Annotated in this window: 25 protein-coding genes; 15 read left to right on the top strand and 10 right to left on the bottom strand. The window is 56.4% G+C overall.

What is annotated here, in order from left to right; translation table 11 throughout:
- Positions 1-11 precede the first annotated feature (11 nt).
- Together AK59_RS0101660 and AK59_RS0101655 are read left to right on the top strand one after the other, a co-directional pair.
- Positions 12-2,507, top strand: coding sequence for a fimbria/pilus outer membrane usher protein (locus AK59_RS0101660; protein ID WP_029881870.1), 2,496 nt, complete (start codon positions 12-14; stop codon positions 2,505-2,507).
- 12 nt (positions 2,508-2,519) lie between these two features.
- Positions 2,520-3,584, top strand: a complete 1,065-nt coding sequence (locus tag AK59_RS0101655; RefSeq protein ID WP_029881869.1) for a fimbrial protein — start codon at positions 2,520-2,522, stop codon at positions 3,582-3,584.
- A gap of 41 nt (positions 3,585-3,625) precedes the next feature.
- Here the strand turns inward: AK59_RS0101655 and AK59_RS0101650 are convergent, their stop codons facing one another.
- Complete coding sequence (locus AK59_RS0101650) at positions 3,626-4,291, bottom strand: LuxR C-terminal-related transcriptional regulator (protein ID WP_029881868.1); 666 nt, start codon at positions 4,289-4,291, stop codon at positions 3,626-3,628.
- Positions 4,292-4,739: 448 nt separating this feature from the next.
- Between AK59_RS0101650 and AK59_RS0101645 the strand changes: the two genes are divergently transcribed.
- Positions 4,740-5,351, top strand: coding sequence for a helix-turn-helix transcriptional regulator (locus tag AK59_RS0101645; protein ID WP_080348043.1), 612 nt, complete (start codon positions 4,740-4,742; stop codon positions 5,349-5,351).
- Positions 5,352-5,420: 69 nt separating this feature from the next.
- Positions 5,421-6,101, top strand: coding sequence for an EAL domain-containing protein (locus AK59_RS0101640; RefSeq protein ID WP_029881866.1), 681 nt, complete (start codon positions 5,421-5,423; stop codon positions 6,099-6,101).
- A gap of 12 nt (positions 6,102-6,113) precedes the next feature.
- On the opposite strand, the gene nlpA is transcribed toward AK59_RS0101640, so the two are convergent.
- From nlpA to AK59_RS0101620, 4 genes are all read right to left on the bottom strand, one after another.
- Positions 6,114-6,914 (bottom strand): lipoprotein NlpA, encoded by an 801-nt coding sequence (gene nlpA, locus AK59_RS0101635; protein ID WP_029881865.1) that lies wholly within the window; start codon positions 6,912-6,914, stop codon positions 6,114-6,116.
- A 140-nt stretch (positions 6,915-7,054) separates the two neighbouring features.
- Entirely contained in the window at positions 7,055-7,453 is a 399-nt protein-coding gene (locus tag AK59_RS0101630) for a type II toxin-antitoxin system VapC family toxin (protein ID WP_020686448.1), read from the bottom strand.
- 3 nt (positions 7,454-7,456) lie between these two features.
- The gene (locus AK59_RS0101625) at positions 7,457-7,717 is read right to left on the bottom strand and encodes an antitoxin (protein WP_020686447.1); all 261 of its coding nucleotides are present in this window, start codon (positions 7,715-7,717) and stop codon (positions 7,457-7,459) included.
- Positions 7,718-7,844: 127 nt separating this feature from the next.
- Positions 7,845-8,264 carry a GNAT family N-acetyltransferase gene (locus AK59_RS0101620; RefSeq protein WP_020686446.1) on the bottom strand — a complete coding sequence of 140 codons (420 nt, stop codon included), beginning with the start codon at positions 8,262-8,264 and terminating at the stop codon, positions 7,845-7,847.
- Between the two features lie 188 nt (positions 8,265-8,452).
- Between AK59_RS0101620 and AK59_RS0101615 the strand changes: the two genes are divergently transcribed.
- From AK59_RS0101615 to AK59_RS0101600, 4 genes are all read left to right on the top strand, one after another.
- Entirely contained in the window at positions 8,453-9,022 is a 570-nt protein-coding gene (locus tag AK59_RS0101615; protein WP_013094828.1) for a TetR/AcrR family transcriptional regulator, read from the top strand.
- Positions 9,023-9,170: 148 nt separating this feature from the next.
- Positions 9,171-10,292 carry an efflux RND transporter periplasmic adaptor subunit gene (locus AK59_RS0101610; RefSeq protein ID WP_029881864.1) on the top strand — a complete coding sequence of 374 codons (1,122 nt, stop codon included), beginning with the start codon at positions 9,171-9,173 and terminating at the stop codon, positions 10,290-10,292.
- A complete protein-coding gene (locus AK59_RS0101605) occupies positions 10,292-13,402 on the top strand; it encodes an efflux RND transporter permease subunit (RefSeq protein WP_029881863.1) in 3,111 nt (1,036 codons plus the stop codon). The genes AK59_RS0101610 and AK59_RS0101605 overlap by 1 nt, the downstream gene beginning before the upstream one ends.
- Positions 13,402-14,766 (top strand): efflux transporter outer membrane subunit, encoded by a 1,365-nt coding sequence (locus AK59_RS0101600; RefSeq protein WP_029881862.1) that lies wholly within the window; start codon positions 13,402-13,404, stop codon positions 14,764-14,766. The genes AK59_RS0101605 and AK59_RS0101600 overlap by 1 nt, the downstream gene beginning before the upstream one ends.
- Positions 14,767-14,866: 100 nt before the next feature.
- Here AK59_RS0101600 and AK59_RS0101595 read toward each other — a convergent pair whose 3' ends face one another.
- Positions 14,867-15,817, bottom strand: coding sequence for a LacI family DNA-binding transcriptional regulator (locus AK59_RS0101595; protein WP_013094823.1), 951 nt, complete (start codon positions 15,815-15,817; stop codon positions 14,867-14,869).
- Between the two features lie 293 nt (positions 15,818-16,110).
- On the opposite strand from AK59_RS0101595, the gene AK59_RS0101590 reads away from it, so the two are divergent.
- The 6 genes from AK59_RS0101590 (at position 16,111) to AK59_RS0101565 (ending at position 22,022) form a co-directional block, all read left to right on the top strand.
- Entirely contained in the window at positions 16,111-16,425 is a 315-nt protein-coding gene (locus AK59_RS0101590) for a PTS sugar transporter subunit IIB (RefSeq protein ID WP_013094822.1), read from the top strand.
- Positions 16,426-16,436: 11 nt separating this feature from the next.
- Positions 16,437-17,762, top strand: a complete 1,326-nt coding sequence (locus AK59_RS0101585) for a PTS cellobiose transporter subunit IIC (protein WP_013094821.1) — start codon at positions 16,437-16,439, stop codon at positions 17,760-17,762.
- Between the two features lie 17 nt (positions 17,763-17,779).
- Entirely contained in the window at positions 17,780-19,153 is a 1,374-nt protein-coding gene (locus AK59_RS0101580) for a glycoside hydrolase family 1 protein (RefSeq protein ID WP_029881861.1), read from the top strand.
- A gap of 11 nt (positions 19,154-19,164) precedes the next feature.
- Complete coding sequence (locus tag AK59_RS0101575) at positions 19,165-19,467, top strand: PTS lactose/cellobiose transporter subunit IIA (protein WP_008500136.1); 303 nt, start codon at positions 19,165-19,167, stop codon at positions 19,465-19,467.
- A gap of 134 nt (positions 19,468-19,601) precedes the next feature.
- Positions 19,602-20,981 (top strand): carbohydrate porin, encoded by a 1,380-nt coding sequence (locus AK59_RS0101570; RefSeq protein ID WP_013094819.1) that lies wholly within the window; start codon positions 19,602-19,604, stop codon positions 20,979-20,981.
- A gap of 135 nt (positions 20,982-21,116) precedes the next feature.
- Positions 21,117-22,022: an EamA family transporter gene (locus AK59_RS0101565; RefSeq protein ID WP_023620617.1), complete on the top strand. Its 906-nt coding sequence runs from the start codon at positions 21,117-21,119 to the stop codon at positions 22,020-22,022.
- A gap of 48 nt (positions 22,023-22,070) precedes the next feature.
- On the opposite strand, the gene nepI is transcribed toward AK59_RS0101565, so the two are convergent.
- The 3 genes from nepI to AK59_RS0101550 all read right to left on the bottom strand — a co-directional run bounded on the left by nepI (position 22,071) and on the right by AK59_RS0101550 (position 24,402).
- Positions 22,071-23,261 carry a purine ribonucleoside efflux pump NepI gene (gene nepI, locus AK59_RS0101560; RefSeq protein WP_013094817.1) on the bottom strand — a complete coding sequence of 397 codons (1,191 nt, stop codon included), beginning with the start codon at positions 23,259-23,261 and terminating at the stop codon, positions 22,071-22,073.
- Positions 23,262-23,325: 64 nt separating this feature from the next.
- Entirely contained in the window at positions 23,326-23,853 is a 528-nt protein-coding gene (locus tag AK59_RS0101555) for an SRPBCC domain-containing protein (protein ID WP_029881860.1), read from the bottom strand.
- A gap of 96 nt (positions 23,854-23,949) precedes the next feature.
- Positions 23,950-24,402 carry a DUF1198 domain-containing protein gene (locus AK59_RS0101550; RefSeq protein WP_014830062.1) on the bottom strand — a complete coding sequence of 151 codons (453 nt, stop codon included), beginning with the start codon at positions 24,400-24,402 and terminating at the stop codon, positions 23,950-23,952.
- A gap of 99 nt (positions 24,403-24,501) precedes the next feature.
- Here AK59_RS0101550 and AK59_RS0101545 point away from each other — a divergent pair, with 99 nt between their 5' ends.
- Complete coding sequence (locus AK59_RS0101545) at positions 24,502-25,404, top strand: LysR family transcriptional regulator (RefSeq protein WP_029881859.1); 903 nt, start codon at positions 24,502-24,504, stop codon at positions 25,402-25,404.
- Here the strand turns inward: AK59_RS0101545 and AK59_RS0101540 are convergent.
- Entirely contained in the window at positions 25,392-26,396 is a 1,005-nt protein-coding gene (locus tag AK59_RS0101540) for an alpha/beta fold hydrolase (RefSeq protein ID WP_032618346.1), read from the bottom strand. The genes AK59_RS0101545 and AK59_RS0101540 overlap by 13 nt on opposite strands.
- Positions 26,397-26,418 lie beyond the last annotated feature (22 nt).

Raw genomic sequence — 26,418 nt, 5'->3', positions numbered from 1 at the left:
AAAGACTCACCATGAAAATGAAACAAAACAGGCTCTGCATGCTGGCTGTCTGCTCGCTTCTGCTTTCGCATAAATCAGGTGCGGTAACGTTTGATACCTCCCTGCTTGCTGGCGCATCCGGTGAGTCCGATCTGTCACGCTTTTACGAAAACAACGCCATGCCAGCCGGTCCCCAGGAGATGGATATTTACGTCAACGGAGACTGGAAGGGGCGCTATACGGTGACCTACGGCGAGCAACAGGATGACGTTCGCCTTGCCTGGAAAGACGCGCTTATGCTGGGGATCAACACCAAAGCGATTCCGGCCCCCGCCATTACTGACGGCCAGGTGCAGCTGCACGATCTGGTTCAGGGCGGCGAGGTAAAAACGGACACCAGCACGCTGAGTCTGGCACTCACCGTGCCACAGGCGGCCGTCTTACGTACCGAAGAGGGCTATGTTGCCCCTCAGTTCTGGGACGAAGGGATCCCGGCGCTGATGCTCTCCTGGAACACCACCTGGTACAACACGCGAACAAAAGGCTCCGCCAAAGAGACCAACGATGATTTTTACGCCGGGCTGGATTCCGGGGCCAACCTGCTCGGCTGGCAGTTTCGCGACAGCAGTACCTGGCGCAAATCCGCCAGCGGTGACAGCAGCTGGCAGAATAACACCCGCTACCTTCGCCGCCCGCTGGCGGCGCTGAAATCCAACCTGACGCTGGGCGACTTTTATATTCCCGGCGATCTGTTTGATTCCCTTCGTGTGCGCGGCGTGTCGCTGGCGTCCGATATGAAAATGCGCCCTAACTCGCAGCAGGGCTTTTCACCGGTGGTACACGGCGTGGCGCGCACTAACGCCCTGGTGAAGGTAATGCAGAACGGTAACGTCATCTATCAGGAGAACGTTCCGCCGGGCCAGTTCACCCTCGACAGCATTCAGCCGACCGGTTCAGCGGGCGACCTGCTGGTGGTCGTGCGCGAAGCGGACGGTTCCCAGCAATCATTCACGGTGCCTTTCTCTGCCGTGCCCGGCATGCTCAAAGAGGGTGTGAGCGAGTACAGCGTGGTGGCGGGAAAGGTTCATCAAAACACCCTTGAGGCGGACCCGGCGTTCCTGCAGGCCACGCTGCGCTATGGCTTTAATAACCTGATGACCGGCTATACGGGCACGATCGTGAGCAATAATTATCAGGCGGGGCTTATCGGCACCGGCTGGAATTTGCCCTTTGGCGCGGTATCCGTGGATGTCACCCACGCCAAAACCACGCTGCAGGACAGAACCGACAGCGGCCAAAGCTTTCGCGTGTCGTACAGTAAATTTATCGATACCACAGCCACCAACTTCACGCTGGCGGCCTACCGCTACTCCACGAAAGGGTATTACAGCTTTAGCGACGCGCTTTACTCCCGGGAAGGGTATCAACGCCTGAAAGCACAGTATGACGAGTATGAAGATCGCTTCGGGGTCGCCCCGGAGATGACGATGAGCACCTGGGATGCCCTGCGCGCCGCACAGCCTAAAAACACCTTCACGCTTAACCTGAACCAGCGTCTGCCCGATAACTGGGGCACGGTGTTTATCTCGGGTACACAGCGCGACTACTGGAATTCCCGCCAAACCTCGCGCGAATATCAGGCCGGCTACTCCAACGCCATCGGCCGGGCCAGCTATACCGTCTCCGCCAGCCGGGTGCGCAACAGCGAGCGTGAAGAAGAGACGCGTTTTTACCTCTCCCTCAGCCTGCCGTTCTCGCTGTTTGATAACAACGCGTGGGTCACCTCCAGCCTGACGGCCAGCGACTCGCATTATGAACAGAGCAATATCAGCATGAGCGGCAACGCGCTGGCGTCGAACCGCCTGAGCTATACGCTCTCCGGCAGCAATGCGCGGGGCGGGAACAACACCGCCAGCGTGAACACCGCATACCGGGCAAACTTCGCAACGCTTGGCGGCTCCTACAGTGAATCCTCCGACTACCGCCAGATGGGGCTGAACGGGCGCGGCAGCCTGGTGGCCGTGCCGTGGCATCTGCTTGCCTCCAACGAAACCGGCTCCACCATGACCATTGTCGATGCGCCGCAGGCGGAAGGGCTGATGGTTAACGGCGACGAAAGTATCGTGACCAACCGTGATGGCGTGGCGCTGGTGCCTTACGCCACGCCGTACCGTAAAAATGCCATCACCCTGTCCGAAACGGCGAACAGCCGCGGGGCAGAAGTGCTGGGCAACATCGCTAACGTCGCCCCTTACGATGGCGCGGTGAACTATATCCGCTTCGATACCGACCAGCGCCAGTCCTGGATGCTGCGCGCCACCCGCCCGGACGGGGCACCGTTGCCGTTTGGTACCGAAGTGCTGAACGAGCGCGGCGAGTCGGTGGGTTATGTCGGCCAGGCCAGCGTGCTCTACATTCGCGCGGAACAACCACCACGTGAGCTTAGCGTTCATTTGCGTGGCGGAAATTGCACTATCGCCGCACCGGCGTGGGGACTGGAAAGCCCGTCCTCTGTTTGCCATTACTAACGGAACATCAACATGATACGGTTACTGACCTTTCTGTTTCTCGCCTGCGTCAGCGGGGCAAGCTATGCCACCTGTTCCGGGGGCAGTATTTCCTATGGCCCGCCAATCAGCGTCGATCTGTCGGATAAGCTGACGCCCGCCACGCCGACCTGGACCGGGAGCTTCAGCACCCAGTACAGCGGCTCGTTTAACTGCTCAACCGGCAACAGCGAGTTTTCTTACACGCCGATCCTCTCGACCGACAGTAAGTACGCCACCATTCTGGGCTTCAGCAATGACAAATACAGGGTGCGGGCGGAGATCACCAGCACGCATCCCAACAAGACGCTGAGCGCGAGCGGTAACCATACGGCTTCAGAACTGAATACACCGTTTACCGTGCGCTTTACGCTGGTTGATCAGAGTGGTACGACCCTCTCGGGGGACACGGCGACCATGAGCGATGTCTTGTTCGTCAGCGATATGAGCGGCATGTCGTTCTGGGAGATCATTACCTGGCCGATCAATCAGCTGGTGAAAATCGTGCAGTGGCTGTTTAACGGCTTTAAGTGGCCATACGATAACCGGGATATGTTTGGCCAGCCGATGACCATCAAATATGCACCAAAGCTGACCACCTGCTCTTTCGACAACGCGGGGCTGACGGTTCATTTACCTACGCTGGGTATCCCACAGTTGAGCGCCTCTGCCCAGCCAGGGCTGACGCCCTTTACACTCAATATGAGCTGTCAGAATCTGGGGACAAACGGGACGTCTGACCGGGCGATTGAGATGTTCCTCTCCAGCACGCAGCTGCTGTCGACCGACAGTTCCGTACTGGTCGACACCAGCAGCGGTGCCGCACAGGGCGTGGGGCTGCGGCTGATTCAGCGGAATAACTCGCAACAGCCGGTCGTCTTCTCGACCTCTACCACCAGCCGCGGAAATGCCACGCTGCTGTTCAACGTGGCGGCGGGCGGGGCACTGAGCAAGACGTTCACCCTGCCCATGGCGGCGTCCTATTATGTCTGGGCACCGGCGAAGGTCAGTCAGGGCAAACTCAATACGACGGCGACGCTGAATATTATCTACCCCTGATGCGCTTATGCCGGGACGCTGTCGTTCCGGCGAATCGACGCTTAACTTCCGATCCGGCCCGCCATCTGCAGGTATTTAATGAGTTCGCTGTGGTTGGTGAGGTTGAGTTTTTTCATCGCATTGTGCTTTTGGGTGGCGATGGTACTGGCCGAGCGGCTTCGCAGCTGGGCAATTTCGGTCACGGTGTAGCCTTCCACCAGAAGATGCAGCACCTCCCACTCCCGGGCGGAAAGCACCGAACGCGAGCGCGCGCCGGCGCGCATCATTCCCTTCAGATACGATGAGACACGCGGCCTGGCCTCTTCTGCTCTGAGCAGCGCCTGTAATTCTCTTTTCAGCTCGCCGGGCTCGTCCTGCAGGGAAAGGGTCAGCTCGTATTTCATCTCCAGCACCCTTTTTAATAATCCGTACTGTAATTCAGGCACAAAAAGTACACGCTTAACGTGGTGCGTATGACATAACATATTGAGCCGGTTACTGGTCTGTACGCTCCACGATTTATGGTTAAACAGATAACTGAACTCGGCCATAACAATATCGACTTGACCGTCGCTAATGGCATCAAAGAGCTGTTCTGTTGATTCCACTATTGATATTTGCAGAGAATATTCAGGCAGTAATTTAAGCAGCGCATCGCTTATCATCTCCTGCAGAATATTGACCCGATAAAACACAATAATCCTGAGAGTGAATTCAGAAAAAATCATATTATTTCATTATTAACACGATAAAAGGAGACTGATAGTAGTGTAATAAGCCCATGCTCACAACTTATTCCCACCAGGATTTTAACGCCCGGGTGGCTAAAATTCCTGGCGAAGCAATACAAGTGGCGAATCAACACCCAAAACGTGCTAAAACCCCGCCTAAAAACCCCCATAAAAAGAGCGTGTTATCCATATCAAACCTTAACAAACGTCATTTCTCAGGATAAAAATCTATCTCTAATATTATAAGAAGATTAAAAATATTAGATCTCACCTTAAAATATTTTTTGAATTTTATCTTTCGATAATAAAAGGGATTGGCTTTACGCAATACATTCTCCTGGCATACATTTTATGCCATGTCTCGCGACAAAGGCATGGGTGACCGCACGATTCAAATTACTGTTTCTCTTACACGGACCGGGTGCCCAACTAAAGGAGAATGACCATGAAAGAAACAATACATGTGGCCGTTATTGATAGTTGTGAGTTCACAATGATTGGCCTGCAATATCTTGGCAACCGTGAACCTGACGCGCATCGGGATGTTATTTTCCATGGGTTCAGCAATATTGAAGATTTTCTCCTCAGCGAACAAACCTGGGACATCGTCATTTATGATCCACTGAATATCGGCAGTTTTATGATTACGCCCAATGAAGATATTCTGCGCATTAAAGAAAAACAGCCAGCGGCGAGGATCTATATCTATTCGTTATCCGTCGGTTTTCTGAAATTTAAGCATGTGGATGGGGTCATCAATAAGCGCGTGTCGCTGGGGGATATCAAGGCGATGTGGCAAATCCTGATGAGCCAGACGCCAAAAGCGTTAAACCATTACAACGTGAGCATTACGACGCGGCAGCGCCCTGCAAGGCTCTCCAACGAGGAAGCGAGCGTGCTGCGGGGCTACTCATGTAACCTGAAAACCAAGCAAATTGCCCGTCAGCTCGGCTGCAACGTCAGGCTGGTTTATTTCTACAAAAACAATGCCATGAATAAGCTGAAGGCCGTGCGGGGCCCCTCGTTCTATCAGAGCATTCGCTGGATCCTGAATTAACTTCCCGACCGTGTGTCGTTTGCCTTTGTTCCCGTGTCCGCGGGAACCTTTTTTTCTGCAGGTCTTGTCATGTACACCGTGCTTCCCTCTCCCCTGCTGCATGCCATCACCGGATTGCGGTTTCAGCCTTTAGTCGATTTGCATTCCGGCCAGGCGGTGGCGCATGAGGTTCTGGTGGAGATCCACAACGTGAATCTTGACGCACTCTTCGCTTCACTGCCCACCCGCAGCGCGCTGCAAATTTTTTTCTGGCAGGCCAATACGCTGCTGCAGATGCCGGACAAAGGCCAGTACTGGCTTAATCTCCCGGCAGACCAGCTGCTTGATGCTAAAGCCATCGACCTGTTGCTTGCGCTACGTCACCAGCAGCGCTTAACGATAGAAATTCAGGATCCGTTAACCGTGACCCGCATGAGTGCCGCAGAGCAACGCGGCATCCATCACGCCCTGCTTCAGCTTAAGGCGGCGGGCTGGAAAATCTGGCTGGATGATCTGACTCAGGAACTGGCAGACGACTATGCGCGTCTTGCTCTGCCGGTAGATGGCATCAAGCTGGACCGCTCAGAGCTGAGCTCTCCCGCCCGCTTTGACACACTGGTTCACTTCGTCAGAGAGAAGATTGCCCGGGCTGTTGTCGTCGAAGGCATTGAAACCGCGCAGGACTTACAGCGAGCCTGCGCCTCAGGAGCACGGTTTGGCCAGGGTTTCCTCTGGCCGGAAAGCCGGATAGATGCCAGCGTGACGGTGTAAATTCCGTGGGCATTACCAGCCCGGCACCGCTCCGCCGTTAAAAATGGTCTCCGCCGCCTTCGCTACCTCCGGTGACTGATAGGACTGGATAAATTCCTTTACGTTCTCTGCGTCTTTATTGTCTTCGCGCGTCACCACGATGTTCACGTACGGCGAGTTTTTATCTTCGATAAAGACGCTGTCATGCACCGGGGAAAGCCCGGTTTGCTGGATATAGGTGGTGCTGATGATGGCAACATCCACTTTCGGGTCATCCAGCACGCGCGGCAGTTGCGCCCCTTCCAGCTCCATAATGTTCAGTTTTTTCGGGTTAGCGGTGATATCCAGCGCGGTTGGCAGCAGGCCCACGTCCGGTTTCAGGGTAATCAGTTTCTCTTTTTGCAGCAGGAGCAGCGCGCGACCGAGGTTGGTGGGGTCATTAGGGATGGCAATGGTCGCCCCGTCTTTCAGGTCAGACACGGATTTGATTTTGCGGGAATAACCGGCCATCGGGAAGACGAAGGTATTCGCTACGGCAACCAGTTTGTAGTTATGCGCCTTGTTATCTTCTGCAAGGAACGGACGATGCTGGAAGACGTTAGCATCCAGTTCTCCCTGGTTGGTGGCATCGTTGGGCAGCAGCGAACCGCTAAACCCGACCAGCTCCACATCCAGACCGTATTTCTCTTTTGCCACTTTTTTGGCGACTTCAGCCACATCCTGCTCCGCGCCGTTGATTACGCCGACTTTAATGTGTTTGGCATCGCTGCCACTTTGATCGCATCCTGCCAGCAGCAGACCCGCGAGAACCAGAGCACCCAATCGAAGTTTCACAAGACCTATCCTTTTGATGAACGTTTCAGTGACTATATCGGCAACGAGGCGGTGAAATAAAAACCGAAAAGGAATCAATAAGAAGGATAGGTTATATGCGGTCTATTGCCGGGTGACGCTGCGCCACCAGGCATCGGCGATCACGACGCTGTTGTCCAGTCCTCAACGGCAAGCGCCTGCACCATTCTGAATGCATGATCGTTGGTCACTATTGTTGTACCCCGACTAAGAGCATGCGCAGCGATCAGTTGATCGAGATCGCCCATCACTCTCCCTCTCTTCTCCATTTCTGCGCGGAGTTCACCGTACGTTGCTGCGGCTTCACTGTCCCAGTCGCAAATAGTGATGGTTTTAAGGAACTCAAGTATTGTTTTTTGTAATCTGTCACTTTGCTTTTTGGCTATTCCATAAAGCAGTTCAGCCTCCGTCACGCTTGAAATACACATTTTTTCTATTGGGGTGCGAGAATAGTGCTTTATCACCCCGGGATGTTGCCTGACGAGGTGGCTTACTATGTTTGTATCCAACATATGCAGCATTTTCTAGAACCCTTCAAATGGATCTCTTGTTGTATAGCTCTGATTGCGTTCCTCTTTACTCAGGAAAGAATCAGGAACATCAGTCTGCTTCAATAAACGTAAAAAATTATCTCTGTGACGCTCCTTTTCCGATCTCGCAGTCAAGATGACGTTCCCTTCCTCATCTCGTCGGATGTAAACACTCTCCGTATCAAACATGAAATCAGCAGGCAACATCACTGCCTGACGTCGCCCCTTTTTGAAGAGTTTTGCTGTACGTTTCATTGCTATCTCCCTGGTTGAATGACCAGGCCGAAGCATGTGCCATCGCCCTCAAGGGAGGCAAGCGAGACGCGTCAATTTCAGAAAGCGACTCGCAATAAATAGCGGAATGACTAATGCAGAACCGGGCCTAAAGCGCTTTCGTCAGATAATGACGCTGCATGCCTGGATACGGGTAATCCTGCAAAGACATCTGCAGCTGGTACCCCTGTTTTTCATAAAACGGACGCGCCTGGAAGCTGACCGTGTCGACCAGGGCATGTGTACAGCCTTTACGTCGGGCTTCTTCTTCCGCCGTTTTGATAAGCTGGCTGCCCACGCCGGTTCCCCGTACGGTATCGCTCACCCAGAGATAATCAATATTCAGCCATTCACCTTTTCGTACGCCGATTAATCCACCCAGCATGACGCCCTTTTCGTCTCGCATGTAAACGCCAATATCACCACTAAAGTTCGTCATATCTAAAAACTGGGCGTTGTAAGCTCTTAATCCCACAAATAACTCTTCTTTTTCTGCGGGTGTGACTTTTTCTGTTATGCTCAGGTGCATATTTTTCTCCTTATTTTCCACGCAATCTGAATATCTCACAGGTTAACCTTCATAAAAACTCCTTATTTCCTCCATTTTTTAAATCCTGAAATATTCATTCAATATGTAAATAAAAAAAGCCTTTCCAATACGCACCCAAAACGTATAATGAGAACGATCATTCTCACTTTTTTACCCGGTAATCGACGATGAGCACAAAACTGGAAGAACGGCAGAAACAACGTCAGGACGAGATCATCACCGCCGCGCGCCGCTGCTTTCGCGCCAGTGGATTTCATGCGGCCAGTATGTCGCAAATCGCCAGCGAGGCGAAACTCAGCGTCGGGCAAATTTACCGTTATTTCAGTAACAAAGATGCGATTATTGAAGAGATGATCCGCCGTATTATCGATTCCCGTATCGAGGGAATGCAGGACAAAACGGTGGTGGAAGGCATGCCGCAGGCGCTCGCCTGGCGTCAGACGATTAACGAAGACGACGATGCGCTGATGCTCGAAATGTCCGCCGAGGCGACGCGTAATCCGCAGGTGGCCGCCATGTTAACCGCAGCCGAGGCCCGTATGTTTAGCAACGCCTGTGCGCACCTGAAAAAGCAGTTTCCTCATTTAAGTGATGAACATATTCGCTGCTGCGTGGAGATTACCGCCGTGATGATCGAAGGCACAATTTACCGTCGGCTTACGCCTTTAAACGTGCCGTCAGAACAATTAGAGCCGATTTATCAGAATATTTTAAATATGCTTTTCACTGCGAAGTAATCACATGTGAATAATTAACGGGAACAGGTAATTTCCCGGTTTACCATTTCTGGTTCTGCCAGAGATACGGTATCGCTGTGCCTTTAAAACGCCCTCCTCCTTGTTAAGCCATTAACAGGGCGGGCATCGTTCACCCTGGAAAAAGATGATGAAAAAGATAACAACCTCCATCGCCGCATTACTCCTCCTGACAGGGTGTGATAATGCGCAAACATCTGCTCCCCAACGTCCTCTTCCGGAAGTGGGGATTGTCACACTCATGAGCCAGCCGGTGTCCGTCGTCAGTGAACTGACCGGGCGTACCACCGCCGCAATGAGCGCCGAGGTTCGCCCACAGGTGGGCGGCATTATTCAGAAGCGGCTGTTCACCGAGGGCGATACCGTGAAAGCCGGACAAGCGCTGTATCAGATCGATCCCTCCAGCTACCGCGCCGCGTTTGATGAAGCCGCCGCGGCGCTGAAACAGGCGCAAGCGCTGGTGCAGGCCGACTGCCAGAAAGCCCGGCGCTATGCGCAGCTGGTGAAAGACGACGGCGTGTCGCGCCAGGACGCGGAAGACGCGAAATCCACCTGCGCGCAGGACAAGGCCAGCGTCGAGTCAAAGAAAGCCGCGCAGGAGAGCGCGCGCATTAACCTCAACTGGACTACCGTCACCGCGCCGATTGCCGGACGCATCGGCATCTCCTCCGTCACGCCCGGCGCGCTGGTGACCGCTCAGCAGGACACCGCGCTGGCCACCATTCGCGGGCTGGACACCATGTATGTCGACTTAACGCGTTCGAGTGCCGATCTGCTGCGATTACGTAAACAAACCCTCGCCTCGAACAGCGATACGCTGAGCGTCACGTTGCAGCTTGAAGACGGCAGCACCTACAGCGAAAAGGGTCGTCTGGCGCTGACCGAAGTGGCGGTGGATGAATCGACCGGCTCGGTCACCCTGCGCGCCGTCTTCCCGAACCCACAGCATCAGCTTTTGCCGGGGATGTTTGTCCGCGCCAGCGTGGACGAGGGCATCATGGATGACGCGATCCTGGCTCCTCAGCAGGGCATTACCCGCGATGCCAAAGGCAAAGCCACCGCGCTGGTGGTGAACGCCAGCAACAAGGTGGAGCAACGTCAGCTGGAAACGGGTGACACCTACGGCGATAAATGGCTGGTGCTGAGCGGTCTGAAGGCGGGTGACAGGCTGATTGTGGAAGGCACTGACAAAGTCACCGCCGGCCAACAGGTGAAGGCCGAAGAGATGAAATCCAGCGGAGGAAATGCCTGATGTTTTCCCGTTTCTTCGTGCGTCGCCCGGTCTTTGCCTGGGTGATCGCCATTCTGATTATGCTCGCCGGGATACTGGCGATCCGCACGCTGCCGGTTGCGCAGTACCCGGACGTCGCCCCGCCGTCGATCAAGATCTCCGCCACCTACACCGGTGCCTCCGCGCAGACGCTGGAAAACAGCGTGACGCAGGTGATTGAGCAGCAGCTCACCGGGCTGGATAACCTGCTCTACTTCACCTCCACCAGCAGTTCGGACGGTTCGGTGAGCATTACCGTCACCTTTGAACAGGGGACCGACCCGGACACCGCGCAGGTCCAGGTGCAGAACAAAGTCCAGCAGGCAGAATCACGCCTGCCGACTGAAGTACAGCAGTCCGGGATCACCGTCGAGAAATCGCAGAGCAACTTCCTGCTGATCATGGGGGTGTACGACAAAACCGACACCGCCAGCAGCTCGGATATCGCCGACTGGCTGGTCAGTAATATGCAGGATCCGCTGGCGCGTGTGGATGGCGTCGGGAGTCTGCAGGTGTTTGGTGCGGAATACGCGATGCGTATCTGGCTCGACCCGGCGAAGCTGGCGTCCTACTCGCTGATGCCTTCAGATGTACAGAGCGCGATTGAAGCGCAGAACGTGCAGGTTTCCGCCGGTAAAATCGGCGCGCTGCCCTCGTCGAACGCCCAGCAGCTGACCGCTACCGTGCGCGCCCAGTCGCGTCTGCAGACGGTGGATCAGTTCAAAAATATCATCGTTAAGAGCCAGTCTAACGGCGCGGTGGTACACATCAGCGATGTTGCACGCGTGGAGATGGGCAGCGAAGATTACACCTCCACCGCGAAGCTGAACGGCCACCCGGCCGCGGGGATGGCGGTGATGCTTTCACCGGGCGCTAACGCGCTCAATACCGCCACGGCGGTGAAAGAGAAAATCGCCGAGTTCAAAAAGTCGATGCCGGAAGGCTACGACGTGGCCTACCCGAAAGACAGCACCGAGTTCATCAAAATCTCCGTTGAGGATGTCATTCAGACTCTGTTCGAAGCCATTATCCTCGTGGTCGTGGTGATGTACCTGTTCCTGCAAAACATCCGCGCCACGCTGATCCCGGCGCTGGCCGTTCCGGTGGTTCTGCTGGGCACCTTTGGCGTACTGGCGCTGTTCGGCTACTCCATCAACACCCTGACCCTGTTTGCGATGGTGCTGGCGATAGGGCTGCTGGTGGATGATGCCATCGTGGTGGTGGAAAACGTCGAACGTATTATGCGCGACGAAGGGCTACCCGCCCGGGAAGCCACGGAAAAATCGATGGGCGAAATCTCCGGTGCGCTGGTAGCGATTGCCCTGGTGCTCTCTGCGGTGTTCCTGCCGATGGCCTTCTTTGGCGGGTCCACCGGGGTGATTTACCGTCAGTTCTCGGTCACCATTATCTCGGCGATGCTCCTTTCCGTGGTGGTGGCATTAACCCTGACGCCTGCGCTGTGCGGCTCGATTCTGAGCCACACCGCCCCACATAAGAAGGGCTTTTTCGGCGCGTTTAACCGCTTCTACAGCAAGACCGAGCATGGCTATCAGAACAAGGTGCTGCGCGCCCTGCGCCGTTCCGGCGGCATGCTGGTCATCTACGCCCTGCTCTGCGGCGCGATGGGGTTCGCGATGCTGAAACTGCCGGGCAGCTTCCTGCCGACGGAAGACCAGGGCGAAATCATGGTGCAGTACACCCTGCCAGCCGGCGCAACATCGACACGCACCGCCGAAGTCAGCCGCCAGGTGCGCGAGTGGTTCCTCACCAAAGAGAAAGCCAACACCAACGTTATCTTCACCATTGAGGGCTTCAGCTTTAGCGGCAGCGGCCAGAACGCCGGGATGGCGTTTGTCTCCCTGAAAAACTGGTCCGAACGTAAGGGGGATGAAAACACCGCTCAGGCCATTGCCCTGCGCGCCACGCAGGAGCTGAGCACCATCCGCGATGCGACCATCTTTGCCATGACGCCACCGGCGGTGGACGGCCTGGGCCAGAGCAATGGCTTTACCTTTGAGCTGATGGCGAGCGGCGGCACCGACCGCGACACGCTGCTCAAGCTGCGTAACCAGCTGATTGGCGAGGCGAATCAGGATGCCTCCCTGCACGCGGTTCGCGCCAACGATCTGCCGCAGATGCCGCAGCTTCAGGTGGATATCGACAACAATAAAGCCGTGTCGCTGGGGCTCTCCCTGAGCGACGTCACCGACACCCTCTCCAGCGCATGGGGCGGCACCTACGTGAATGATTTTATCGATCGCGGCCGCGTGAAGAAGGTCTATATCCAGGGCGACAGCGACTATCGCGCCGTGCCGTCCGATCTCAACAAATGGTATGTACGCGGTAGCGACAGCACCATGACCCCGTTCTCCGCCTTTGCCACCACCCGCTGGGAGTATGGCCCGGAAAGCCTGGTGCGCTACAACGGATCGGCGGCGTATGAAATTCAGGGCGAGAACGCCAGTGGCGCCAGTTCCGGTACGGCGATGAGCAAAATGGAGCAGCTGGCGAATAATTTGCCGTCCGGCAGCACCTGGGCGTGGAGCGGGTTGTCCTTACAGGAAAAACTGGCGAGCGGCCAGGCCATGAGCCTGTATGCCCTCTCGATCCTGGTGGTGTTCCTGTGTCTGGCGGCGTTGTATGAGAGCTGGTCGGTACCGATTTCCGTCATCCTGGTGATCCCGCTTGGGGTGCTGGGCGCGGCGATTGCCGCCTCCCTGCGCGGCCTGAACAATGACGTCTACTTCCAGGTGGCACTGCTGACCACCATCGGCCTGTCGTCGAAGAACGCCATTCTGATTGTTGAATTTGCCGAGGCGAAAGTCGCCGAAGGCTACTCCCTGACACGTGCGGCGCTGCGTGCAGCCCAGACGCGTCTGCGCCCCATCATCATGACCTCGCTGGCGTTTATTGCAGGCGTGACGCCGCTGGCGATTGCCACCGGTGCAGGGGCCAACAGCCGGGTGGCGATCGGTACCGGCATTATTGGTGGGACGCTGGCCGCCACGCTGCTGGCGATCTTCTTCGTTCCGTTATTCTTTGTACTGGTGAAACGTCTGTTCTCCGGTAAACACAGCAACCGGAGGTCATAATGTTTCGTTTATCTGTTTTCGTGTTAGCGCTGATGAGCGCGGGCTGCGTCTCTTTAGATCCCACGTATCAGCGCCCGGCTGCGCCCATCCCGGCGACGTTGCCGGGTGCGCACGGCGAAGCCACCGCCGTGGTGAGCCAGTGGCAACAGGTGATGAACGATGCGCGCCTGAAAGGCGTAATGACGATGGCGCTCAACAGCAACCGCGACCTGCAAAAAGCGATTGCCGATATTGACGCCGCGCGCGCCCAGTACGGCGAAACGCGATCGTCCCTGTTCCCGACGGTGGACGCGGAGCTGAGCCACACCCGCAGCCGCACGCTGGCAAGCGGTGTCGCGACCAGCGATGAGGCCAACGGCACGGTCTCCAGCTTCGAGCTGGATCTGTTTGGCCGCAACCAGAGCCTGTCGCGTGCAGCACGTGAAACCTGGCTTGCCAGTGAATTTACCGCGCAGAACACGCGCCTGACGCTGGTCAGCGAACTGACCACTGCCTGGGTAACCCTGGCGGCCGATAACAGCAACCTGGCGCTGGCAAAATCGACAATGGAGAGCGCCGCCAGCTCGCTCAGGATAGTGAAGCGTCAGCAGCAGGTCGGCGTGGCGGCGGCTACGGACGTCAGCGAGGCGATGGCGGTTTATCAGCAGGCGCGTGCCAGCGTGGCGAGCTATCAAACGCAGGTAATGCAGGACAAAAACGCCCTTAATCTGCTGGCGGGTGACACGGTGCCGGACACTCTGCTGCCGGGTACGCTGGAGAGCCTGAGCGATAACACCATCACGCTGATCCCGGCGGGTGTCAGTTCCAGCGCGCTGCTGCGTCGCCCGGATATTAAGGAGGCGGAGCACAACCTGCTGAGCGCCAACGCCAATATCGGTGCCGCGCGCGCCAACTTCTTCCCCACCATTTCACTGACCGCCAGTGCGGGCGTCGGCAGCGATTCGCTTTCGTCCCTGTTCAGCCACGGGATGAAGGTGTGGTCATTCGCACCGTCCATCACCCTGCCGCTGTTCAGCGGCGGTAACAATCTGGCCCAGCTGCGCTACGCGGAAGCGGAGAAGAAGGGATTGATCGCCACCTACGAGAAAACCATCCAGAGCGCGTTTAAAGACGTGGCCGATGCGCTGGCACGCCGTGAAACGCTCAGCGAGCAGCTTGATGCCCAGCGTGAATACGTTGCGGCCGAGCAAAAAACGCTGGATGTGGCGACCCGCAGCTATCAGGCGGGTGCAGGGGATTATCTGACGGTACTGACCGCGCAGCGGTCGCTGTGGTCGGCGCAGGAATCGCTGATATCGCTGCAGCAAACCGACCTGGAAAACCGCATCACCCTGTGGCAGTCGCTGGGGGGTGGGATTGAATAAAGCGGATATGCGGCGAGTGGATTGTATGGAGGATTATTGAGGGCTGGAAACGGCTTCTCGCCGGGTGGCGGCTGCGCCTTACCCGGCCTGCACAACATTTTTAACGCTTACGCACATCCGGAATGATCAAATCCCCGCGCAGCACGTACGACCCGAGCATCTGTGTTTTTTCCGTCAACCAGCTCACGATGCGCGCCGCCATGGCATCCATGGAATACTCAATGGCCGGGATCACCGGAATGCCTGGCAGATGCAGCGATCCGGCAAGGCTGAAGACCATGATGTCCTCCGGCACCGATTTATTAAACGCCTGCAACTGCGGGATCACCCGCTGCGCTTCCTGCTCGTCCGCAACCAGTAATGCGTTGAAATTCAGCGTGCTGGCGTTATTCAGCAGCTCCTGCAGCGCCACGGACGAGGAGGTCGCGTCCATAAACACGAGGTTGCGGTTGAAGGGCAGGAAATTTTTTTCCAGCGCATGTTTGTAGCCCAGCAGCACCTGATCGGCAAAGCCGCTACCGTGCGGATGGATCAGGGCAATCTGGCGGCGTCCCTGGCTGGTAAGGTAGTTACAGGCGGTTTCGGCGGCGAAGGCGTGATCGAACTGGATGCTGTTGGGATTTTCTGAGCCCATACAGTCAACCAGGATGACATTATCCATGTCGATATCCAGTGGAAAACGCGCGCCAATCACCAGAATGTCATCGCAAAGCCCACAGGAGAGCTCTTCCAGGGCGTGCAGCACGTCCGCTTTGCTATGGGCGAAGCGCAGCAGCAGGTGTTTTTGATGCTGGCTGAGCTGTTTTTCCAGCGCGTACAGATAACCGGTCGTCTGGTTAATATTCTCCTGCGCGCAAATCACCCCGATACACCCCGTCGACTGGCTCAGCAGCGACTGCGCAATCACATTGGGCCGGTAGTTCAGTTCATCTACCGCTTTCAGAACGGCCTGACGGCTGGCTTCCTTTACGCCACGCGACCCACTCAACACTCGCGATACCGTGGCTTTCGACACCCCGGCAAGACGTGATACATCATTGATTGTCGACATCTTTTTCCCCTGACAGGCTTACCTCGCGCCTGCAAATTCCATTACCGCTACGGCTCACATTATAGCCAGTAAGGAGTATATCCGTTTCCGTTTTCCATGGAAACCGATTTTCCGTTTCCACTCAAAATGATGTCAAAACAGCCAAATTCTGTGACGCACATCGGGTTAATTAGCCTCATATATAAGGGATCTTGATGGTTGTCACACTTCTGTCTTTTATAAATGGAAACCGGTTTCCATCTGATATCCAATCATTACCGCAATATCTATTTACATTTTGAGGATGGTTGTCGATGTTCAAGATTATGCTCTGCTGCTCTGCCGGGATGTCCACCAGCCTGCTGGTCAGCAAAATGGTCGATGTGGCGAAAGAACGCGGTTTGGCGGTAAAAATTGATGCGTACGGCGTTTCCGAATTTGATACGCAGTTTCCGCAATATCAGGTGGTGCTTCTCGGACCGCAAGTGAAATACATGTTACAGACACTTTCAGACAAGGCGGCCACAAAAGGCATTCCGGTCCAGCCCATCGATATGATGGACTACGGCATGCAGCGTGGCGATAAAGTACTGGACTATGCTCTGTCGCTCATCGAAGCGGCACACTAAAAGGTGTTCACATGAGTTCGTTATATCAATCCATGGTCGCGGTGATTGAGCAGTCAATTACCCCGCTGGCCGCGAAGCTCGGCCAGCAAAAGTATGTGATTGCCATCCGCGACGGCTTTACCGCCGCGCTGCCGTTTATGATCATCGGCTCGTTTATGCTGGTGTTCATCTTCCCGCCGTTCTCGGCGGATACCACCAACAGCTTTGCCCGCGGCTGGCTGGATTTCTCCCAGACTTATCGCGAACAGCTGATGCTGCCATTTAACCTCAGCATGGGCGTGATGACCTTCTTCATCTCGGTGGGGATCGGGGCGAGCCTGGGGCGTCAGTTTAATCTCGACCCGGTGATGTCCGGCCTGCTGGCCTTTATGGCCTTCCTGCTGGTCGCCGCGCCGTATGCGGACGGTAAGATCTCCACCCAGTACCTGTCTGGTCAGGGGATTTTCACTGCGCTGATCACCGCCATCTACGCCACCCGCGTCTATGCGTGGCTGAAGCAGAACAACGTGACCATTCGTCTGCCGAAGGAAGTCCCGACCGGCGTGGCGCGTTCGTTTGAGATCCTGATCCCGGTGATGGTGGTGATTGGCACCCTGCATCCGCTGAACCTGTTTATCGAGGCGCAGACCGGCATGATCATCCCGCAGGCGATTATGCACCTGCTGGAACCGCTGGTCTCTGCGTCTGACTCGCTGCCCGCCATTCTGCTCTCCGTGCTGCTGTGCCAAATCTTCTGGTTCGCCGGTATCCACGGCTCGCTGATTGTCACCGGCATCATGAACCCGTTCTGGATGGCGAACCTGTCGGCAAACCAGGCGGCTCTGGCGGCCGGTGCGGCACTGCCACACGTCTACCTGCAGGGCTTCTGGGATCACTACCTGCTGATTGGCGGCGTAGGCTCCACGCTGCCGCTGGCCTTCCTGCTGCTGCGTAGCCGGGTAACGCACTTACGCACCATCGGCAAAATGGGCGTTGTGCCAAGCTTCTTTAACATCAACGAACCGATCCTGTTCGGCGCGCCCATTATCATGAACCCGATGCTGTTTATCCCGTTCGTGTGTGTTCCGCTGGTGAATGCGTGCCTGGCGTACGCGGCAACCAAACTGGGCTGGCTGGCACAGGTGGTATCGTTAACGCCGTGGACCACGCCCGCACCAATTGGCGCCTCATGGGCCGCCAACTGGGCGCTGAGCCCGGTGGTGATGTGTCTCATCTGTATGGTGATGTCAGCGCTGATGTACCTGCCGTTCCTGCGTGCTTACGAGCGTACGTTGATGAAAAACGAAGAGCAGAAAGCTCAGGCAACCGTCGGTACCGCTGAGACCGCAAGCAATTAAGTCAAAGAGGAAGCGTCATGAAATATACATTTCCCGATAATTTCTGGTGGGGCAGCGCAAGCTCTGCTCTCCAGACCGAAGGGACACGAGAGGGTGAAACCACATGGGATTACTGGTTTGCCCGCGAGCCGAACCGTTTTCACAACGGCGTGGGGCCGCAGCATACCTCCACGTTTTATCAGCACTGGAAAACGGACATTCAGCTGTTAAAGCAGCTGAACCACAACAGCTTTCGCACTTCTATAAGCTGGGCGCGCCTGATCCCCGACGGTATCGGTGAAGTGAATCCAAAGGCGGTCGAATTTTATAACCAGGTCATTGATGAGCTGATCGAGCAGGGCATTACGCCATTTATCACCCTGTTCCATTTCGACATGCCGATGGCGATGCAGGAGATTGGCGGCTGGGAAAACCGGGAGGTGGTGGACGCTTACGCCCGCTATGCGCAGATTTGCTTCGACCTGTTTGGCGACCGCGTGCTGCACTGGTTTACCTTCAACGAGCCGATTGTCCCGGTTGAAGGCGGTTATCTGTACGATTTCCACTACCCCAACGTGGTGGATTTCCGTCGGGCGGCCACCGTGGCGTATCACACCGTGCTGGCCCACGCGAAGGCTGTCCAGGCCTACCGCGCCGGACATTACGCAGGTGAGATCGGCATCGTGCTCAACCTGACGCCGTCCTACCCGCGCTCGCAAAACCCGGCGGACGTGAAGGCGGCGCACATTGCGGATCTGATGTTCAACCGCAGCTTTCTGGACCCGGTTCTGCGCGGCGAATACCCGGCCGATCTGGTGGCGCTGCTGAAATCTTACGACCAGCTGCCCGCCTGTAAACCGGAGGACAGTTTCCTGATCGCAGAAGGGAAAATCGACCTGCTCGGCATTAACTATTACCAGCCGCGTCGCGTGAAGTGTCGCGACAGCGCGATGAACCCGCAGGCGCCGTTTATGCCGGAGTGGTTCTTTGATAACTACGAAATGCCGGGCCGCAAGATGAACCCGTACCGTGGCTGGGAAATTTACGAGCCGGGTATTTACGATATTCTGGTTAATCTGCGCGACAATTACGGCAACCCACGCTGTTTTATTTCTGAAAACGGAATGGGTGTCGAAAATGAGCAGCGTTTTATTGAAAATGGCCAAATCAACGATCAATACCGCATCGATTTTATTTCCGGACATTTAGCCTGGCTGCATAAAGGTATTAGCGAAGGGTGTCACTGTCTTGGTTACCATATGTGGACGTTTATTGATAACTGGTCGTGGTGTAATGCGTATAAAAACCGCTATGGCTTTATTCAGCTCGATTTAACTACGCAACAGCGCACCATTAAAAAGAGCGGAGAGTGGTTTGCTGCCACCTCTTTACATAATAGTTTCGAGAAATAGAGAGAAAGACGATGATTGCCTTAGAAGAAGCCGTGATGGAAATCATCGTCAATGCGGGTCAGTCGCGCAGCCTGTGCTTTGAAGCACTGCACGCTGCGCGGCAGGGCAACATTGACGAAGCCAAAAGCCTGCTGCGCGAAGCCGATGGCTACGCGCGCCAGGCGCACAAGATGCAGACCAAACTCATTGAGCAGGATGCGGGTGAAGCCCGTCAGCCGATGACGTTAATTATGGTGCACGCGCAAGATCATTTAATGAATTCATTACTGGCGCGTGAATTATCCGAAGAAATTATTCATTTATATCAGAGATAATCTATGGCGAAATAACGAGTAATACCTCTGTACCTTAAATAGAAATCCACTTGTTCTGATGATAGCGACATACTCTGTCAGATCGGAGCGGGATGGTTATTGTCTGAATAAAATTAAACTATATTGAGATAACCATGACTACCCTAAAAAAACTTCCATTAACCATGGCGGTTATCGCCGCGCTTTGCCCAATTTCTGTACTCGCACAGGAATTTACCCAGGAACAAATCGACGCCATTGTGGCAAAAGCGGTGGATAAAGCCCTCGCGGAGCGTCAGGCCAAAATGGATGCCGCGGTCGCGAAAAAAGCCGACGTGGTGACGGAGCCGCAAAGCGCGGCGCAATCCCCGGATATGGCTATTCCGTTCGGCATTAAATTTACCGGTTATGCCCGTTACGGCGCGCACTTCCAGGCCGCTGACCAGAAATACGTGGCGGTGGACGGTTCCTATAACGGGGCATCTGCCATCGGTCGTCTGGGTAACGAAGGCAACGGCGGTGAATTCCAGCTCTCCAAGGCCTTCAAGGGTGACAACGGCGCCATCTGGGACATCAACGTGATGATCGACCACTGGGGCGATGAAGTTAACCTGAAAAAAGCCTACGCGGGGGTGACCAACATTATGGCCTCCAACCCGAACGCCTACTTCTGGGCTGGTCGTGACTTCCACCAGCGTCCGCAGCAGGGCATCAACGATTACTTCTGGATGAACCACGACGGCCAGGGCGCCGGGGTGAAGAACTTCGACATCGGCGGCGTGCAGTTTGACGTGGCCGCGGTGGCGGCGGTGGAATCCTGTAGCCCGGAAGTCATGGAGGATGAAGCCAACCCGTCACGCATCACCTGTACCGGCGGGTCCGGCACGGGCGACAAAGGTAACTACGCGGCCACCTCTAAAATCCACGGCATGAAAGTCGGTCCGCTGGATCTGGAGCTTTACGCCAACTACGGCTTTGATTCAAAAGCGGTGGAGAGCGATGAGCGTCTGAATGCCTGGCAGGGTGGCGTGGTGCTGAGCCACACCAACGACAGCGGCGTGAACAAGGTGATTGCCCGTTACTCTGATAACGCGGATAACAGCGTGTTCAATAAAACCGAGGATCTGACCACGGTCTATGCCAGCTTCGAAGGGCTGTACAAATTCACCCAGGCCACGCAGGTGGAGTACATCCTCGCCTTCCACGACTACGACAACAGCCGTGATAAGACCGATAACCGTAAGAACTACAACGCCATTGTACGTCCGATGCACTGGTGGAACGACGTTCACTCCACCTGGCTGGAAGCAGGCTGGCAGCATGTGGATTACGACAACGGCGGCGACAACAAGGGCTGGAAGCTGACCCTGTCGCAGAACATGTCTATCGCCATGGGGCCGGAGTTCCGTCCGATGCTGCGCTTCTACGTCACCGGCGGCAAAGTGGATAACGAACGTACCGCCCGCGTGAACAATACCAAAGACGAAACGCTGGACGACTTCAACGTCGGCGCAATGTGGGAGGCATGGTTCTAGTAGAGCGTCGTTTGTTTCGCCCGGCGGCGCTGCGCTTGCACGGGCCTACAAGGTTTTGTAGGCCCGTGCAAGCGCAGCGCCACCCGGCAAGATCCCATGTTATGCTACAAAAAAACCAACATCGCAGGGGAGAACATGGGTTCCACACGTAAAGGGATGCTGAACGTCCTGATTGCCGCCGTTTTATGGGGCAGCTCAGGGGTTTGCGCGCAGTACATCATGGAGAAAAGCCAGATCTCGTCACCGTATCTGACCATGGTTCGCCTGCTGTTTACCGGCCTGATCCTGCTGACGCTTTCCTTCGTTCACGGCGACAAAATTTTCTCGGTCATCAAACATCGCAAAGACGCCCTCAGCCTGCTGTTTTTCTCCCTGGCTGGCGCGCTCACAGTGCAGCTCACCTTCCTGGTGACAATCGAGAAATCCAACGCGGCTACGGCCACCGTGCTGCAGTTTCTGTCTCCGACGATTATCGTGGCGTGGTTTGCGCTGGCGCGGAAAAAGCGGCCGGGTCTGTTTGTGCTTTCCGCGATCCTGACCTCACTGGTGGGGACATTTTTGCTGGTCACCCACGGCGATCCCACTTCACTCTCCATCTCGCCTGCGGCTTTGTTCTTTGGCATTGCCTCGGCTTTTGCCGCGGCGTTTTACACGACGTATCCGTCAACCCTGATCGCCCGTTACGGCACCTTGCCGATTGTCGGCTGGAGTATGTTGATCGCCGGCTTAACGCTGACGCCGTTCTACGCCGGACGCGGCACCGCGTTTGTCATTGACGGCAGCCTGCTGCTGGCGTTTTTCTACCTGGTGGTGATCGGCACGGCGCTGACGTTCAGCCTGTACCTGAAAGGCGCGCAGATGATCGGTGGGCCGAAGGCGAGCATTCTGAGCTGCGCCGAGCCGCTGAGCAGCGCGTTACTGTCGGTGATTTTACTGGGCGTGGCGTTTACCCTGCCGGACTGGCTGGGCACGCTGCTGATCGTGTCGTCGGTGGTGTTGATTTCGATGGATTCGAGAAAACGGGTGAAAGCCCCGGCGTAGCCTGTTGCCCTCACCCCAGCCCTCTCCCACGGGAGAGGGAGAAAAGCATTACTTCGCCTTCACTTTCCCAGCCACCAGCAGCGCGGTCAGCAGCATCAGCGTGCCGGAGATGACCAGCGGCGACGTCAGCCCCAGGTGGTCGAGCGCCACGCCGCCCACCGCCGCGCCGCAGGTGTTCGCCAGCTGGATCACCGCCACCTGAATCGACCCGGCTTTTTCAGCCTGATCGGCAAGCGAGCGGGTGATCCACGTCGACCAGCCCACCGGCACCAGCGCAAAGGCAAAGCCCCAGATAATCGCAATCGCCGAGGCAACCCATTTGTCGCTGCCCCACAGAATGAGCACGACGGCACTGACAGCCAGTACCAGCGGGGCGCCAGCAAGCGCCACTTTCAGGGAGCGCTTCAGGAACTGAGACGACAGCGAGGTGCCGACAAAGCTGGCGATACCGAAGCTGAGCAGCACCAGCGTCAGGCCATCCACGTCAAAGCCCGCCATGGTCATAAAGACCGGACGGATATAGGTAAAGAAGGCAAACTGCCCGGCAAAGGCCATGAAGATGGCGGTCATCCCCGCCAGCACGCCGGGGCGCTTAAGCAGACTGAACATGTTCTGTTTGTGGTGCGCCGCTTCTCCCGGCAGGGACGGCAGCGCTTTCCACACCCACAGAATGCAGAGAAAACCCATCACCGCTGCGGCGTTAAAGACGTTACGCCAGCCGATGATTCCCCCAAGGAAACTTCCCAGCGGCGCGGCAATCACCAGCGCGATGGAGACTGCGCCAAAGATAACGGAGAGGGCTTTCGGCACGGTGCGTGCCGGCACCAGACGCATGGTGAGCGAGGCGGACATTGCCCAGAAACCGCCCAACCCCAGCCCCAGACAGGCGCGGCCGAGCAGCAGCAGGGTGAAGCTCTCCGCGAAAGAGACCAGCAGACAGGAGAGCGTCAGGAGCACGCTGAAGAGAATGACCACTTTGCGGCGATCAATCGCGCCAATAACCTGCGTGATAAACAGGCTGGCAAACATCGCCACAAACGCGGTCACGGTAACGGACTGCCCTGCCACGCCTTCGGAAATGCCGAGATCCTGCGCCATCGGCGTCAGCAGGCTGACCGGTAAAAACTCCACGGTAATAAGACAGGCGACACAGAACGCCACGGAAAAAACCGCCGACCAGTTGGGGCGAGAAACCTCTTTGGTCTGCGGTCTGGTCGTGGGCTGGATATGTTCTGTCATGGTGTCACCTGAGATAAAAACGTGCGGGAAAGTCGCGCAGTTTATCATCAAAAGTGTGACGAATTTAACGTTTCGACAACTTTTCTTGCATCGCCGCCTTCGCCAGCCCGACGATCCACTCCTGATGCCCGTTGATCATCGGGTTCGGTAGGGTACGTGCTAATTCCTGTGCCGGAACGCCTTTCTGCGACTCCTGAGTCAAAATACGGACGCGGTTACCCGGTAAGTCTTCAAACAGCCAGGCGTGGATCACATCCAGACGCGCGCTCTCCTCCCCTTCCACCCAGCCGTGCCAGGCGATACGCGCCGCCTCGCCATTGACCGGCGGAACATACTCCGTCACCTGCGCCTCAACCGGAAAGCCAAAGGTCGTGAAGCGGAAGCGGGCGTTGGCGCTCAGTTCCGGACCGCTGCCGTCGTGAAAACGAATATCTTCGGCGTTGCTGTAGTAGTTCGGCCACAGGGTAGTGTCGTTAAGCTGCGCCCAAATCTCTTTTGCGCTCAGCCCGGCGACAATGATTTCGTTGGACGCAAAGTTATCGGTGGTGCCTGGCAGGTAATCGTCTGGCCAGATAATGGCGGATTGTTTCATGGTTCACCTCATCGTTAGTGGATGAGGTGATGGTGCGCCCGTGAGTGGTATAAATCTAATGATGATGCCTTATACTCATCATCACGGTTCGTGATATCAGTGCAGGTAAAACACACCCTCTTCTGGCAGAAAGAGCTGGTTGTAACGCAGCTGGAAAGCGTTCAACTCCTGCGGATCCGGCTCCATCTCGCGCATAAAGCCAAGGGCGAGGCGGATTTGCGCATCGGTGATCGGCGCGGCCAGACGAGCTTTACGCAACATGCGGTGCCAGGTGTGGAGATTCTCTTCGCTACCGTCGACGATACAGACCTGCCAGATGAGCAGCACCTGGGCAGCGTTTTGCAGATGCGCCTCGTCCGGGCGTTCAAGATAGCGGATAAACTCATTGCCGGGCGTTTTACCGAACTGATCGATCATCGATTCTACCGGCATCGGGGTGATACCCAGCCGTTCGCTCAAGCGTTTGATGGCGCGGCGGGAATCCGAGGTCAGGACACGAAACCCAACCACAAACACCACGGCAAGCGTTGCCAGCATTATCCAGACCATGCGTTCTCCTTTGAATAGCCGCTCATCATAGCGGGAAACGCAGGGTATCGACAGCGGGCACGGCCATAATAGTGAACTGAAAAAAGGTAGAATGTCGTCATGAAAACGGATCTGCGCACGCTGGATCTTAACCTGCTGAAAACGCTCGACGCCCTGCTGGATGAACGCAGCGTCACCCGCGCGGCGGCGCGTCTGGCCCTGACCCAGCCGGCGGTCAGCGGCATGCTGAACCGCCTGCGGGATTACTTCGACGACCCGCTGTTTATCCGTGCGCCCCACGGTATCGTACCCACGACGCGTGCGGAAGAGCTGGCCGCGCCGGTGAAGCGCATCCTGGCAGATATCGACCTCCTGCTGCAGCCGGTGGCGTTTGACCCACGACAGGCCACCCTCACCTTCACGCTTGCTGCTACCGATTACGCGCTCCGCGCGATCGCGGTGCCGTTTATCGCGGCACTGAAGGTGCGGGCACCGGCAATACGCGTGCGGGTTATACCTGTCGATTCCGAGCGGATGATGAACCAGCTTGAACGCGGGAACGTTGACGTGGCGCTGATCACGCCCCACACCACGCCAGACGACCTGCACAGCCGGGCGCTTTATGATGAACGGTACGTTTGCATGATGCGTGCCGACCACCCGGACGCGGGCAAACCGCTCTCTCTGGCGCGCTTTTGCGCCCTTGAGCACGTGCTGGTCTCTTATGAGGGTGACAGTTTTCGCGGCGTGACGGATGGCGCGCTGGAAAAAATGGGCCGGACGCGGCACGTGGGGTTATCGGTGAGCAACTTCCTGGTACTGCCGGATGTACTGGCGATAAGCGATATGATCGCCGTGGTACCGTCACGGATAGCGGAAAACCAGACAGGAATGTTTGTCTGCGACACACCGATTCCGGTGCCGGGTTTCACCAAGTGCATGGCCTGGCACGCCAGAACACACCGTAATCCCGCGCAGATGTGGCTGCGCGGGTTGTTGCTGGAAACCAGTCAGCGAGCCTGAAGCCCTTTCAGCAGTGCCTCGTGGAAGCGTGCAGGATCCTGCATCTGCGGCGCGTGCCCCATGTCGTTGAACTCGACCAGCGTCGCGTGCGGGATGCGTTTCGCCGTCTCCTTCCCCAGCACCGCATAGTTGCCGAGCGTTTTGCGGATCTCAGGCGGGGCGAGATCTTTCCCGATGGCGGTGTTGTCCTTCGTGCCGATCATCAATAATACCGGCATCTTCAGTTCACTAAATTCGTAGATCACCGGCTGGGTGTAAATCATGTCGTAGAGCAGCGCCGAGTTCCAGGCCACACGTTCTTTTCCCGGCCCGTTGTTAAGCCCGGCAAGCATGGTGACCCAACGCTCGTACTCCGGCTTCCACGCTCCGGCGTAGTAGGTATTTTTCTCGTACTGACGAATACCGTCGGCGCTGACCTTCAGCTCGCGCTGGTACCACTGGTCGACCGTAATATGCGGCACGCCGCGCGCTTTCCAGTCTTCCAGACCAATTGGGTTGACCATCACCAGCTGCTCCACCTGCTGCGGCCACATCAGGGCGTAGCGGGTCGCCAGCATCCCTCCGGTCGAATGGCCGATAACCGTCACGCGATCGACGCCGAGCGTTTTCAGCAAGGCGTGGGTGTTATCCGCCAGCTGCTGAAAGGTGTACTGATAATGCTCCGGTTTGGTGGATTTACAAAAGCCAATCTGGTCGGGAGCGATCACCCGATAACCGCTGGCTGAGAGCGCACGGATAGTGCCGTCCCAGGTACCGGCGCAGAAGTTTTTGCCGTGCATCAGCACCACGGTGCGGCCGTTGGGTTTTTCCGGCTTCACGTCCAGATAAGCCATATCCAGAGACTGTTCCTGGGAGGTAAACGTAAAGTGTTTTACCGGCCAGCCGTAGTCGAAACCTTCCAGCTTCTCGCCGTAGGTGGGCGCATCCGTAGCCATTGCGGGGGTTGCCAGCGCCATCAACAGCGCCAGGCAGGATAATCGTCGGGTCAACATGCAAGCTCTCCCATAGCAAAAG

It is taken from the genome of Enterobacter sp. T1-1, from assembly GCF_000710795.1.
GTDB lineage: Bacteria > Pseudomonadota > Gammaproteobacteria > Enterobacterales > Enterobacteriaceae > Enterobacter > Enterobacter cloacae.
This window is presented reverse-complemented; position numbering and strand designations above follow the sequence as displayed.